The following is a 13,157-nucleotide window of genomic DNA, read 5'->3' as shown; positions in this document are numbered from 1 at the left end:
TAAACTAGTATGATTTATTCCTTTTCTTTCAAAATCTTTAGAAGATTATAGTTATGTTTTGTAGAAGTGGTGCTATAATAAATAGCAAGAGTGAGAGGATGAACTATATGGATGAAGAAGTACGCTTTGAAGCTGAGATAGATATACCAGAAACAACGAAAGAACAAATCAAGAAAAATAAAAAAATGAAGCCTAAAAAAGAAGGCATCGCATATGAAATATGGGATTTATTTAAAACCTTTGTAATTTGTGCTGTGTTTGTTTTTCTACTGACAACATTTGTAGTTAAACCTGTACAAGTAGAAGGCGTCAGTATGACTCCAACCTTAGAAAACAAACAAATCGGCGTAATGAACGTAATTGATGTGAAAATCCATGGTATCAATCGTTTCGATGTAGTTGTTGTTAGTGATGATAAAATTACTGGTGGAGATAACTGGGTAAAACGTGTCATTGGATTACCGGGAGATAGCATTTACGCAAAAGATGACGTTGTATATGTAAATGGTCAGGCGATCGATGAACCTTACTTGGATACGAAATATGTAGATAATTTTAAAAATAAAATCAATCCAGTATTTACTGGAGACTTTGAAAAAATAACTTTAAAAGAAGGGGAATATTTTTTAATGGGAGATAATCGCCCCTATTCTCATGATTCTAGAGCTGTCGGTCCATTTTTAGAAGGAGACTTTAAAGGAAAAGACGTATATGTCTTATATCCATTCACAGAGATGCACATTGTACGTAATGGAGCTTTGTCCTAATTGCATAATAGTTGAACATCCAATAAAATAGATTTATAATAAGAGTAACTTTTATAGGAGGATATCTTATGGATTATCAGATTGTTGTAGACGACATTGAAATTAACGCAAATGAACAGATTGGTGAAAAAGAAGCGAAAGCTTATATTGCTTATGTACGAGAGAAAAATCCTCAAAAAGAAATTCAATCCATTGATTTGAAATTTGATGGAGAAGAAGTTGGATTAGGTTATCATCTATACCCAGAAGGCTTTGAAAAAATAAGAAGAATTACTGGATATTTAGTTGGAACTGTTGATCGTTTCAATAATGGAAAACGAGCAGAAGAAAAAGATAGAGTAAAACACGCATAGGCAGCATAGAAGTGCTGCTTTTTTCATATACATCTAAGGAATATAATGGAAAATATAAAATTTTAAGTTAAATTTAAGATTTAGAAATGACATTCTAATGCTTTCAGTGTTATAATGTGCGTGTAAGTTCACGTTTAATCATCTAGCCAATGATCTGCTATGCGTAACTTATTAACGAAATTTCTCTCTCCTCCTTTGAGAAGCAGAAATTCGATTGGAGTGTTCATGGGGTATCTTGTGGGCACTCTTTCCATAAATAAACAAATGCATAAATATAGATGGAGGGTTTATATGTTTAGAGATAACCGAGATGATATTGATAATAATGAAGATGTAGATTTAACGGGTATGATTCACCAATACAATGAAGATAATGAATTACGCCGAAAAATTAATGAGATGAAGAAACAAAAAGAAGAGGGTGTCAAACGTGAACCTACCTTTGATCCTAATGACTCTGCTTTTATAAACATTCCAAAGGAAAAACAATCAAGTATTCCTGATATTCGTGTAGATCATGAGTTTGAAAAAACACGAGTAAACTTCAATGATGATAGTGATAAAACATTGGTGATTATGGATCGTAAAAATAAAGTGGAACCAAATTCACAACCGATGTTTGAAGATTATCCTTATCAAGAAACAAAGACTTCTAGTAGTGCTTTGCGTCAAGAAGAGTATGAAGAAGAGGAAGATATCAGAGAAACTATTAAAAAGAAAAAGATAGAACCAAAACGTGTTGAGGATGATGAAGAAGATGATGAGAAATCCAAAAAAGTAAACAAGATGATTACGTATACAATCATTGGTGTTTTGTCTGTAGTTTTATTAGTAGGTGCAGGTTTTGGAATAAAATATATGTTCTTTAACGGTAGTTCAGATGAACCAACAGAAGAACCTACTAAAAAAGAAGATCCAAAGGATACTGAAAAAGATCCAGTAAAGAAACCTAGTGAAAATGAAACAGATATCAAAGACAATAGTGCAGTAATTAAACAATTGAATTCTCAAATCGATGCATATGAAGTACAATTGAAACAAGTGAATGATGATATTGCAAGTGCAGAAAGCGCAAAAACAGCAGCACAAGAAAAATTAAACAATATCGCGACATTACTTAGTAATGTAAGTTCTATTGAAGGTAATATGAAAGGCATTGGAGACTCAGAAGCAGTTGTGAAAAAAGCAGCAGAAGATACATGTAAAATTGATGAAAATGCACAAACCTGTAAAGATGCAAAGGCACTTTACGATGAGTATTTAAAATTACAATCACAGTATACTCTTGCAAAACAACAATATGAAACAGAGTCTAAAAAAGATGCAACATATCGAACTGAAATGACAGACGCAGATACAAAGATTAATACATTGAAAACTAAGAAAACAGATTTAGAAAAGAAAATAGCAGAAAAGACAACAGAACTTGCGAAATACGAATAACAGAAGCGATTGCTTCTGTTTTTTTCCACATGTGTAAGAAAATAAACCAATTGTGTAAGAAAGCGGGTTTATGAAAGTGGGGATAATGGTATAATATATGAAAAGAAATTTGAGGGGTGCGCAATGATCAATTTAGCAATTCTAGATGATAATGTGGAAGAAGCAAGTAAGACGAAAAAATTATTACTCCCATATCTTGATAAACGTAATCTGGATTATGAACGCATCGATATATATCAAGATGGCACGTCTATTTTAAAATGTTCTAAAATGTATGATGTATTGTTTTTGGATATTGAAGTGGGAACAGAAAACGGGATAGACATCGCAAAAAAACTACGTGAGTCACAACCCAATATTATCATAGTGGTAATTACAAGTTTTATTAAATATTCCATAGAAGGATATAAAATCCGGGCAGCTCGTTATTTATTGAAACCAGTTGCTCCATCTTTACTATATAGCGAATTAGATGAAGTGCTAAAAGATTATTTGGAACGCCCAAGTATTCTTTTGAGTGATCATCATGAAGAAGTACGAGTAAAGACGAGTGATGTATACTACTTTGAAACTTATGGTAGAAAGGTGCAATTTCATACAAGAGCACAAGTGTTTAGCAGTAAAGAAAATGTTTCCTATTGGGCTGTTAAATTAACAGAAGGGTTTGTGGAATGTTACAAAGGGATTTATGTTCATGTGAAATATATAGAACAAATAGCTAAAGATACATTGGTTTTAGAAAATAAACAAATATTGCCGATTGCTAGACGCAGGTATGACGATGTAAAGAAGGCGTGGATTTGTTATCAGGAGATGATTGTATGAATTATATCGTTATATTTATACAGATATTTGTATTGTTTTATATGGTGTATATGTATCATGAGACATACCAAAAACATTATCACACGGATGCAAATTGCTTAAATCGTTATGCGATAGCATTTCTAATAAGTTGTTTTGTATTCTTATTTGTACCGGAGAGGTACTTCGTATTCTTATATTATGGAATTCTTATTATCTTGCCAATATATATGTATTATAAAGAAGAAGGATATGGGGCTCAATTAGGTTCCTATTTTGTAATTGTTCTTATTACCACGTTCATAATGTTGGGTGTGCATTATATTACAAGTATTGTACCAACACTTTCTTGGCCGTTTCATTTTACAATGGATACTATGTTTTGCAATGTGTTTATCATTTGTTCTTTGTTGTACTTACAGTACATTCATAATTTGCGTAAATCGCCTTATATCAGTATTGTTGTATGCAGTATATTGTTGTTATGCAGTGTTGATTTTATCTTATCTATCTATGGGAAGTTTGAAGAAGGACATGTAATAAGCTTGTTGCCACAAGCATTAACCATTTGTATGATAGGGATTTTTCGTATGTTTTATACCATGGAAACAAGCAAAGATAACGTATTAGAACTTACCATTCAACGCTATGCAGATAAAGAAAATAAAGAACGTTTTATGGTTCTAGAAAAAGAAAATAAAATGATTATGCAACAACTTCATGATATGAAGAAACATTTACGTATGCTAGATGAAATCCAACAATCACAGGAAGAATTTGAAACATACAAAAGAGAAATAGAGAATAAGACGGATGAAATGTTATATTCAAAAATATCTGGAAATACATTGATTGATCGCATCCTACAGACCTATCGTCCAAGGTTTCAAAGTGCGAGTATTCAATGTAATGTTGAAATTGATGATGTGGATTATAGTTTCATTGATATCATTGATATGAGTGCACTTCTATCTAATTTGTTAGATAATGCAATCGATAGCTGTTTGAAGTGTGAAGATCGACATATCCTTTTAAAAATGAAAAATCGAACAGGTTTTGTTGTGATAAAGATGAAGAATAGTTGTATGAATATTTTAGAAGAAGATGGGGAACTTAAGACTACAAAAGAAGATAGTTTATATCATGGGTATGGCATGCGCAATATGGAAATCATTGCGAATAAGTATAAGGGTGCGTTAAAGTATCATTTTGAGGAAGAACATCATTTGTTTATCACAACCATCACCTTGTTTTCTGACCGTTCATGATGCGTTTATGACCACATCTGCATACTTGCTACACAAGTGAAATAAATAGAATATGATAGTGGTGTAAAGATAATATATCTTTGGAGGTTCTATTATGAACATGAATAAAAATCGAGTAATGTCAAGAAAGTATGTAGTGATTAGCTTATTAGTTATGATACTTGGAGGAGTTTTATTTGGAGCGGCTATTATGAAATGCTTCAAGATGGCTGGAATAATTTCCTTATCCAACCTTTCCATATGTATTATACTGTATGTCATTGTTTGTATCTTTTGTTGGATGCCGTTAATTGTACCTGCAAATCAAATCGCAGAGATGGATGAGAACACTGTGTATATTATACCTCAGTATAGTACAATGAAAAAACTAAAGATTGCTTGGTATACACTGATCAACGATACGATGAAACCATTTTATCGCAGTATTCCTATAGCAAGCATCGATAAGTTAACCTTTACCTTCCAGTCGCAATGGGGTGCTTATGCCTATAAAAGATTTAGTTTTGAATTACGTCTTCAAGTAGGAGAAGAAAAAATTTTGGTTTATATAAATCCAGGACAAAATGGACCTATTATTCCATCGGGGTATGGTGTTCCATTTGCTGGCACGCTAACGAGGGAAGAAATCGCAAATCTAATTGGATTCTTCCGAAGTGCAGGTGTTCAAGTAGCTGATCCATATAAATTAGAAGCAGCCATGAAAGATGAAAACGTGGTACTCTATGATTATTTAGATTCCTTAAATAAAAAAATAAGATTTTAATTATAGAAGAAAGAAGCGGGAAACTGCTTCTTTTTGTTAGGAGGAGAGAGTTAGGTTAAATTATGAAATTGTTATTTGCTTGTGGCGGTGCTATAATATTACATATTCAAAAGGAGGGGTCTTCTTGGAAAAACTAAAGATATGGTGTCATCAACAACTGAACACATTTACGTTCGATGAAAAATTGATTTTATTAGGTGTTGCGTCTTTGTACTGTTATTTTGTAATCACGATTCTAGTATTGGTAGGAATCGTTGGTTATTTAATAAAGGAAAAAAGACTAGGTTCTATTATTAAGGAAATACCTCGTAGTAAATTTGTAATTGCGTTTTGTATTATAACGACTCTAGTCGCATTATTTTATGGAAACTATTTAGGGTTTGGATGTGGAATAGGCATCTTAGCGTTATTTATGTTTATATTCTTTTATCGTAGTGTTGCGACAAAGCGTTTGTTTGAAGTAATGCTAGATATATGTTGTGTACTATCTATTCTTTGTGCTATTTATGGATTCATAGAATATTTTGTAATCTGTCAGCGTTTGGGTCATAGTGTCTTTGAATTATTTATTGCCAATAGTCCTAAGAATCGTGTACATTCTATGTTCTTTAATGCTAATTATTATGCGATGATGTTAGAGTTCACTATCCTTATTTGTCTTTATAAAGGGATGCAGTGGAAAAGTGGAAAACATACTATTTTCTATTCCATTACAGTATTCTTGAATTTATTCGCATTATTACTTACAGGGTGTAGAACAGCTTGGGTACCATTTGTAGTTAGTGTGCCTGTGTTGATTCTTTGTTGTAAGATGTATAAACTGTTTGGATTATCATTGGTAGGAATAGCAGGTGCTGTAACTCTAGTATTGATGAATCCAATGTTAATGAAACGTGCTTCCTTTATTGGGAAGGATTTCGCAAAACGTGGACGTATTTGGTCTGCGGCTATCAAAGGAATAGAAGCGCATCCGCTTTTCGGAGAAGGTCCATTAACCTATTATAAAATATATCCTCTTTATAATGGTCACCCAACGCAACATGCGCATAATATCTTTCTTGATCCAATTCTTAGTCATGGAGTTATTCCAGTGTTGATTGTAGCTGTTTATTTCGGGAATAACCTTAAAGATATTTATCGTTTGGCAAAGCGTAAGATTGACCTGCCATTATTTGGATTGATTGTTAGCTTTATCATTACTGTAATTTTACATGGTTTATTGGACCTTACGGTCTATTGGGTACAAACTGGAACTTTATTTTTATTAATATTCTCTAGTGCAAGTATATATTTTAGAAAAAATAGTGTGGATTAACATAGAAAAGGAGTTATTCTCGAGAATAACTCCTTTATTTTTTGAAGGATGCGATTTTTTGAAATGTTTCTTCACTTATTACATGCTCAATATGACATGCTTCTTCATCTGCGGTTTTTTCATCTACACCTAAAACTTCATGGAGAAACTTTGTAATGGTCTTATGACGATTATAAATTTCGATTGCAAGTGTTTTTCCAGATTTGGTAAAATGAATATCTCCATAACTTTCTTGAAGAACATAACCTTTTTCCTTTAATACATTCATCGCTTTATTAACACTTGGTTTTGATACCTGCATTAAGGTTGCGACATCAACACAACGAATTTTCCCGTGTTGTTCTTCTAATATCAATAACGTTTCTAAATAATCTTCTAATGATTCACCTAAATTCACTATGATCACCTCAATATTCTGTACATTCAATATACCATAAATTTAACATTCTGGACACAGTTTTTCATAATTCTCTTCTTTGAATCCGACAAATATATAATCCTTTGAAATAACCAAAGGACGCTTTATTAACATTCCATGTTGACTAAGAAGAGTGAGTTGTTCATCTTCGCTCATAGTAGGAAGCTTTTCTTTTAAATTCATTTCTTTATAAAGGTTGCCAGAGGTGTTAAAAAATCTTTTAAGTGGTAAATTGCTTTCTTTGTACCAACGAGTTAGTTCTTCTTTGGTAGGTGTTTGCGTTACGATGTGGCGTTCTTGTAAAGAACAACCTTGATCCTTTAAAAACTTCTTTGCCTTTTTACATGTAGAACATGTAGGGTATTCTATAAATAATATGCTCATATGATATCTCCTTTTTTTAAATAATAGCGTTTAATTGATCAAATTTCAAATTATTTGCAACTTAATTTAAAATTAAGAACTTCTGTTTGAATTTGTGTTAAAATAAAAAAGAACAAAAGGGGAGATGTTCATGATAAGGATAGGGTGGGATCGATGAATCAAAGCGAGGATGCCTTGATAAAAATCATGATTAATATCATGGAAATACAAGAAGAACCAGAATACATTGACGACCTAAAAGAATGGGTGCGCTCAACAGGTGTAGATGTAGTATTTCATAAAGTAATTAAGATGTATTCCTTAAGTCTACACTAAAAATAAATTTATGTTGTAAAAGTGATTGTAATATGTTTTAATATAGTTGCCTTTTTATCAAGAGTTGGGTTAGAGAGTTAGCTCGTTAATACCCCACGCCAACCTGTAGTTTTCCTATAAGGTGGTAATGCTAACAGCGATAAGAGAACACGTATATCATCTATGGTGCCTTCTCTCGTACGCGAATGAAGGCTTTTTTATACAAAGAAAGTAGAGGATATTAAGTATGACAAGACACATTTTTACATCAGAAAGTATTACAGAAGGACATCCAGATAAGATTTGTGATGCAATAGCGGATAGCATTTTAGATGAAGCATTACGTCAAGATGCAAATGCGAAAATGGCAGTAGAGGCAACGATTAAGGATGAATTGGTATTTGTTTATGGAGAAGCCAATACAAGCGCACATTTAGATTATGAAAAAATAGCACTAGATACCATCAGAGAAATTGGATATACAGAAGAATATAAGGTTCTTGTGAAAGTAAATAAGCAATCCAATGAAATCAATCACGCGGTTGTACAAGATGATGGAGAGATTGGTGCTGGAGATCAAGGGTTGATGTTTGGGTATGCATGTGATGATACACAAGCATATATGCCTGCGGCAATTTACTATGCACATAAGCTAGCGAAACGTTTAAGTGATGTTCGTAAACAGAACGCGATATTATTGCCAGATGGGAAAACACAAGTGAGTGTAGAGTATGAAAACGATCAAATTAAAAGAATTCATACCATTGTTGTATCTACGCAACATGTAGCACATGCGACTCAACAAGAGATTGCGGAAATAGTTATGCGCGATGTTATATCGCAAGTAATTCCGGATGAATTGTTAGATGAGGATACAATTTATTTAATCAATCCAAGTGGAAGCTTTGTTGTTGGAGGTTCATTTGGAGATAGTGGTACAACGGGTAGAAAAATCGTTGTGGATACTTATGGTGGAATGGGACGTATTGGTGGAGGATGTTTCTCTAGTAAAGACCCGTCCAAAGTAGACCGTAGTGCTGCGTACTATTGTCGTTATGTCGCAAAAAATATAGTTGCTCATGGACTTGCAAGAAAATGCGAAATTCAAGTGGCGTATGCGATTGGTAAAGTAAAACCAGTATCTATCATGGTGGATTGTTTTGGTACAGGAACTTGTGGAGATGATGAAATCTTGCAAATTATAAAAGATAACTTTAGTTTTGAAGTAAAAGATATCATTCAAGAACTAGATTTATGTAGACCAATCTATAAGAAAACAGCATGTTATGGACATTTTGGTAGAGAAGAATTTAGTTGGGAACAGATGAAAGATATCAAGTTTTAATACATATATACGAATGTTAAAGGGCGCAATAAACTGTTGCCCTTTTTCTTATGGACAAAGTGGGTAGTTGTACGCTATCCTATTCGTAAAGAAGGTGTGTCTATGAAAGCAGAAATAGGGAAACAAATACAATATTATAGAAAGAAAGAATCAATATCACAAGGAGAACTTGCGAAACAATTGCATGTTACAAGACAAGCCATCAGCAATTGGGAACGAGGATTGAGTGAACCAGATTTATCGAGTATTCAAGATATCGCAAAGATTTTTCGTCTACCAATTCAAACCTTGGTAGAAGGAGATCAAGAAGAACTTGAACATAACAAACAGTTGCGTTTGATTATGCGCATTTATGTATGTAGTTTGTGTTTATCTATTTTCGTTGGTGTTAGTATATGGTATTTAGAGTTATCATTTATAACGATTGTTTCATCATTGATTATGTTCTTAATGAATACAACCGTTTTATTTACGTTTAAACAAGCAATACAGACAAAGGACTTTACTATGATAGCTGGATATGATGATGGTTTACATTACGATACTTCAATCGCTAGTAAAAGCTTGCTTCAAATGCTCATGCAGATTACTTGGATGCATGTATTTGGAAATATGCTTGTATTGTTTTTCTGTTGGGCTGCAGTAGAGAAATACGCATTTCTAGCGTTACCTATATTTGTTGTAAATTTTATTGCTTCTATTATCCTAACAAGTATGAAATATCGTAATCGAATATTTACAGATCCAAAAGATCAAGTGTACCAACGCGAAGGAATGAAATATGTTTTATACTTTTTAGGGAATTTTATTTTGTTGTTAGCCAGTGTTCTTCTAACATTTTATATTCATGATATTCGCAACAATACAAAGGATGCTTTTATCGTGATGGGGTTTATGTTCCTTATTATTTTACTACATATGGTGATATTATTCGTGTCTAATTTTCGTATAAAAAAGGGAACGAAAATATCTTGGATGTGGTTGTTGGTTGGGGAGATTGTTAGTGTTGTAGGGATTGTGTTTATGTTGTTGTTTCCTTATGGATAGTTTTATTTTTAAGGAGTATTCATAGGGATTAAAAAGTGATAAAATACTAAGTGGAAAGTGGGTGTAACCATGAATACGAAACATTATAAAAAAGAAGATATAAATGAAATTGTATCATGTATCATAAAGGGTGAAGTAATTGCGTTTCCTACGGATACTGTATTTGGGTTAGGTGTTATTTATGAAAATGAGGATGCCCTAGAAGCGTTGAAGCTTAGTAAGGGTAGACCTGAAAATAAACCGATTCCTACTATGGTGTGTTCGTTAGAACAAATTGAGAAAATTGCGCATGTTAGTGAAATGGCTAAAAAATTGATTCAGGCATTTATGCCAGGAGCATTTACAATCATACTAAAGAAACGTGAAGAACTTCCTGACTATCTTACAAATGGGTTTGATACCGTGGGTATTCGTATGCCTGAGGATGATTTTGTATTAGAACTCATTAGTAAGTGTGGAAAACCTATGTTGGTAACAAGCGCTAATCTTTCGGGAGAAGAACCTGGACAAACCGATATAGAAGTTTTGAAACAGTTAGATGGAAGAATTCATGGAATTGTTGAAGGTTGTGCAACTGGTGGAATTGCGAGTACGATTGTAGATATGAGTGGGGAAGAAGTAACTATTGTGCGAGAAGGTCCAATAGATAAAGAAATGATGGATAACGTATTGTTATCCTAGAGAGAATCCTAAATGGATTCTTTTTCTTTTTGGAAATGTTTAAGAAAGTTTTAAAAATGGTACGAAATGACTCTAAAATGTCACGAATTTGTTAGAATTATATTGACAAAGATTCTTGCTTATGGGGAGTCCGAGAAAATGGAGGAGAAAAATATGAAAAAGATTTTAACAATGCTGGCAGCTGTTGCCATGACACTTGGAGTTTGTGCCACAACGAATGTAGTTAAGGCAGAGGAAGAAGTAACAGGAATTATTTACTACAATGTTACAAAACTAAGTATTCCTGATCCACAAAACTTACAACCAGGTGCATATTTTATGTCTACAGAAGCTGGACTAACAGACCCTAATTATATGAGTGCTAAGTTTCCAAATGGATTGGAAGCGAATGTACAAGTTACGGGAGCGTTGGATACAACCCAATCTTATTATGGGAAAGATGATGGCGATGTGATGTACAATATTGATGGATATCCTGTGGATGTTATTAAAAGAGATAATCTTTTTGATGGATGTGATGAAGGTCATTTGTTCGCTCCAGTAGATAAAAAAGATGCGAATGGGGAACAATTATGGATTTACTATTGTGATTATGGTGGAGCTCAAAATGTTGGACCATATTACTTATATTCTGTACAGAATACAACGTATACAGCAAAAGATATTTCTGTAAAAGTCATTAAAGATTTTTCAAAATCAACAAGTGTTCAAACAGTTTCAAAAGAAGATGTAGAAGTAACTATCAACGTGAATATTGATGGAAAAATAGTTCCATATGTAACAAAAGATTTCGCAATTGATAGATACAAAAATACCGTTGATCCAACAACAGGTAAAGCAGATATTAGAATCGTTTTGGAAGGTGCTCTAGAAGGCACAACACTTTCTGTAGACGTGAGTGTTCCAGTAACGATTCCAAAAATAGAAGAAGTAAAAAAAGAACAACCAAAAGTAGTTGTAACACCAGTTGCTCAATCACCTAGTACTGGATATATGTTGCCATTATTAAGTACCATTGGAATTGGAACTATCGCAATCGGTAGTTGCAGTATGTTACGAAAGAAAACTAAAAAATAAAAAATGAGTATGATATAATATGAAGGATGGAGTCGTAATATGACACCATCCTTCATTTACTAAAAGGAGGGCGAATGATGCGTAAATATCGTACGTTTGAAAAAATACAATGTTTCATTGTTATCATTGCCTGTATTTCTATTGTAGGCGTATACTTTCAAAATCGCCCAGCGAAAGAAGTGAAGGTTGCCTCTGTAGTGAATGGATTTGATTCATTAAAGATAGGATTACAGTTAAATAATCCAATTGATTTTGATAGTTATTGGGATATCAATAAAGATGTTTATGCATATTTATACATAGATGATACGAAAGTAGATTATCCTGTACTTCAACATGAAAGTGATAATTCTCACTATTTGAATTATACAATTGATGGTAAACATGGATATCCTGGAAGTATTTATTCAGAAAAAGAAACTTCAAAGAAGTTTGATGATCCTAATACGATCATCTATGGACATAATATGTCTGCGGCTTATGGTACCATGTTTTATGACCTCATGAAATATGAAGAGGAAGCATTCTTTGATGCACATCGATATATTTATATGTATACTCCAGACGCGATTTATCAATATGAAGTATTTGCGGCCTATACCTTTGATAATCGCCACTTGTTGTACTCTTATGATTTTAAAGATAAAGAAGTATTCAAGTCCTATTTAGATGAAGTTTTTCATATGGGAAATGGGATTATTGATCAAGATATGAAAGTTACAAATGAGGATAAGATATTAACACTCTCCACTTGTACAAATGTAAGAGATGAAGAACGTTTTCTTGTACAGGCGGTTTTGAAAGAACGCGTAGAATGTAAGTATAAGAGCGCTGTAGAAACAACGCATACTATGAAGGGTATGAAAGATCCAGATATTTTACAGGTGGAAGAAAACAAAAAAGAAGATACCGTTAGTTTTAAAGATCAAACAATGGCAGATTTAAAATTCGCAATTCCTTATCTTGTGTCGATTTGTTCAATCATAGGGGTATATGCAGTATTGTTACATATACAGCGACGTTCAAAAGAAGATCAAGAATTCTATGATAAATACGTAAAGGGAATTCATGGAAAATTACGATTTGTGAAATTCTTAATTCTCCAAATATGGCAAGAAATAAAACAATTTATACATAAGGGGAAATAGGTATATAAAAGATATATCTATTTTCTTTTGGAAAATTCTTTTCCTTTGCC

At 33.0% G+C, this 13,157-nt stretch carries 15 protein-coding genes; 13 read left to right on the top strand and 2 right to left on the bottom strand.

The features are described 5' to 3' along the window. Positions 1 to 107 precede the first annotated feature (107 nt). From lepB to ACWG0P_RS03500, 7 genes are all read left to right on the top strand, one after another. The gene (gene lepB, locus ACWG0P_RS03530) at positions 108 to 767 is read left to right on the top strand and encodes a signal peptidase I (protein WP_455793233.1); all 660 of its coding nucleotides are present in this window, start codon (positions 108 to 110) and stop codon (positions 765 to 767) included. Between the two features lie 68 nt (positions 768 to 835). Beyond that, the gene (nrdD, locus tag ACWG0P_RS03525) at positions 836 to 1,120 is read left to right on the top strand and encodes an anaerobic ribonucleoside-triphosphate reductase (RefSeq protein ID WP_455793305.1); all 285 of its coding nucleotides are present in this window, start codon (positions 836 to 838) and stop codon (positions 1,118 to 1,120) included. 291 nt (positions 1,121 to 1,411) lie between these two features. Further along, positions 1,412 to 2,563 (top strand): hypothetical protein, encoded by a 1,152-nt coding sequence (locus tag ACWG0P_RS03520; RefSeq protein WP_455800508.1) that lies wholly within the window; start codon positions 1,412 to 1,414, stop codon positions 2,561 to 2,563. A 123-nt stretch (positions 2,564 to 2,686) separates the two neighbouring features. Beyond that, positions 2,687 to 3,388 (top strand): LytR/AlgR family response regulator transcription factor, encoded by a 702-nt coding sequence (locus tag ACWG0P_RS03515; protein ID WP_455793302.1) that lies wholly within the window; start codon positions 2,687 to 2,689, stop codon positions 3,386 to 3,388. Next, the gene (locus tag ACWG0P_RS03510) at positions 3,385 to 4,635 is read left to right on the top strand and encodes a GHKL domain-containing protein (protein WP_455800507.1); all 1,251 of its coding nucleotides are present in this window, start codon (positions 3,385 to 3,387) and stop codon (positions 4,633 to 4,635) included. The genes ACWG0P_RS03515 and ACWG0P_RS03510 overlap by 4 nt, the downstream gene beginning before the upstream one ends. A 94-nt stretch (positions 4,636 to 4,729) precedes the next feature. Continuing rightward, positions 4,730 to 5,398: a hypothetical protein gene (locus tag ACWG0P_RS03505; protein WP_455800506.1), complete on the top strand. Its 669-nt coding sequence runs from the start codon at positions 4,730 to 4,732 to the stop codon at positions 5,396 to 5,398. A gap of 124 nt (positions 5,399 to 5,522) precedes the next feature. Next, complete coding sequence (locus ACWG0P_RS03500) at positions 5,523 to 6,713, top strand: O-antigen ligase family protein (RefSeq protein WP_455800505.1); 1,191 nt, start codon at positions 5,523 to 5,525, stop codon at positions 6,711 to 6,713. A 34-nt stretch (positions 6,714 to 6,747) separates the two neighbouring features. Here ACWG0P_RS03500 and ACWG0P_RS03495 read toward each other — a convergent pair whose 3' ends face one another. After that, positions 6,748 to 7,110, bottom strand: coding sequence for a metal-dependent transcriptional regulator (locus ACWG0P_RS03495; protein ID WP_455800504.1), 363 nt, complete (start codon positions 7,108 to 7,110; stop codon positions 6,748 to 6,750). Between the two features lie 42 nt (positions 7,111 to 7,152). Continuing rightward, the gene (locus ACWG0P_RS03490; RefSeq protein ID WP_455800503.1) at positions 7,153 to 7,515 is read right to left on the bottom strand and encodes an arsenate reductase family protein; all 363 of its coding nucleotides are present in this window, start codon (positions 7,513 to 7,515) and stop codon (positions 7,153 to 7,155) included. 153 nt (positions 7,516 to 7,668) lie between these two features. On the opposite strand from ACWG0P_RS03490, the gene ACWG0P_RS03485 reads away from it, so the two are divergent. From ACWG0P_RS03485 to srtB, 6 genes are all read left to right on the top strand, one after another. Then, positions 7,669 to 7,830, top strand: a complete 162-nt coding sequence (locus ACWG0P_RS03485; protein ID WP_455800502.1) for a hypothetical protein — start codon at positions 7,669 to 7,671, stop codon at positions 7,828 to 7,830. Positions 7,831 to 8,056: 226 nt separating this feature from the next. Then, complete coding sequence (metK, locus tag ACWG0P_RS03480; protein WP_455790008.1) at positions 8,057 to 9,154, top strand: methionine adenosyltransferase; 1,098 nt, start codon at positions 8,057 to 8,059, stop codon at positions 9,152 to 9,154. A gap of 102 nt (positions 9,155 to 9,256) precedes the next feature. Beyond that, on the top strand, positions 9,257 to 10,201 hold the full coding sequence (locus tag ACWG0P_RS03475) for a helix-turn-helix domain-containing protein (protein ID WP_455800501.1): 945 nt from the start codon (positions 9,257 to 9,259) through the stop codon (positions 10,199 to 10,201). A gap of 69 nt (positions 10,202 to 10,270) precedes the next feature. Beyond that, positions 10,271 to 10,882 carry an L-threonylcarbamoyladenylate synthase gene (locus tag ACWG0P_RS03470; protein WP_455800500.1) on the top strand — a complete coding sequence of 204 codons (612 nt, stop codon included), beginning with the start codon at positions 10,271 to 10,273 and terminating at the stop codon, positions 10,880 to 10,882. A gap of 153 nt (positions 10,883 to 11,035) precedes the next feature. Next, entirely contained in the window at positions 11,036 to 11,959 is a 924-nt protein-coding gene (locus ACWG0P_RS03465; RefSeq protein ID WP_455800499.1) for a hypothetical protein, read from the top strand. Between the two features lie 77 nt (positions 11,960 to 12,036). After that, positions 12,037 to 13,107, top strand: coding sequence for a class B sortase (srtB, locus tag ACWG0P_RS03460; RefSeq protein ID WP_455800498.1), 1,071 nt, complete (start codon positions 12,037 to 12,039; stop codon positions 13,105 to 13,107). Positions 13,108 to 13,157 lie beyond the last annotated feature (50 nt).

It is taken from the genome of Amedibacillus sp. YH-ame6, assembly GCF_053848845.1.
This window is presented reverse-complemented; position numbering and strand designations above follow the sequence as displayed.

What these genes read in the sequence shown, in the direction of transcription:
- lepB (WP_455793233.1), top strand. Translation starts at nt 108, where the DNA reads ATGGATGAAGAAGTACGCTTTGAAGCTGAGATAGATATACCAGAAACA.
- nrdD (WP_455793305.1), top strand. Translation starts at nt 836, where the DNA reads ATGGATTATCAGATTGTTGTAGACGACATTGAAATTAACGCAAATGAA.
- ACWG0P_RS03520 (WP_455800508.1), top strand. Translation starts at nt 1,412, where the DNA reads ATGTTTAGAGATAACCGAGATGATATTGATAATAATGAAGATGTAGAT.
- ACWG0P_RS03515 (WP_455793302.1), top strand. Translation starts at nt 2,687, where the DNA reads ATGATCAATTTAGCAATTCTAGATGATAATGTGGAAGAAGCAAGTAAG.
- ACWG0P_RS03510 (WP_455800507.1), top strand. Translation starts at nt 3,385, where the DNA reads ATGAATTATATCGTTATATTTATACAGATATTTGTATTGTTTTATATG.
- ACWG0P_RS03505 (WP_455800506.1), top strand. Translation starts at nt 4,730, where the DNA reads ATGAACATGAATAAAAATCGAGTAATGTCAAGAAAGTATGTAGTGATT.
- ACWG0P_RS03490 (WP_455800503.1), bottom strand. Translation starts at nt 7,515, where the DNA reads ATGAGCATATTATTTATAGAATACCCTACATGTTCTACATGTAAAAAG.
- ACWG0P_RS03485 (WP_455800502.1), top strand. Translation starts at nt 7,669, where the DNA reads ATGAATCAAAGCGAGGATGCCTTGATAAAAATCATGATTAATATCATG.
- metK (WP_455790008.1), top strand. Translation starts at nt 8,057, where the DNA reads ATGACAAGACACATTTTTACATCAGAAAGTATTACAGAAGGACATCCA.
- ACWG0P_RS03475 (WP_455800501.1), top strand. Translation starts at nt 9,257, where the DNA reads ATGAAAGCAGAAATAGGGAAACAAATACAATATTATAGAAAGAAAGAA.
- ACWG0P_RS03470 (WP_455800500.1), top strand. Translation starts at nt 10,271, where the DNA reads ATGAATACGAAACATTATAAAAAAGAAGATATAAATGAAATTGTATCA.
- ACWG0P_RS03465 (WP_455800499.1), top strand. Translation starts at nt 11,036, where the DNA reads ATGAAAAAGATTTTAACAATGCTGGCAGCTGTTGCCATGACACTTGGA.
- srtB (WP_455800498.1), top strand. Translation starts at nt 12,037, where the DNA reads ATGCGTAAATATCGTACGTTTGAAAAAATACAATGTTTCATTGTTATC.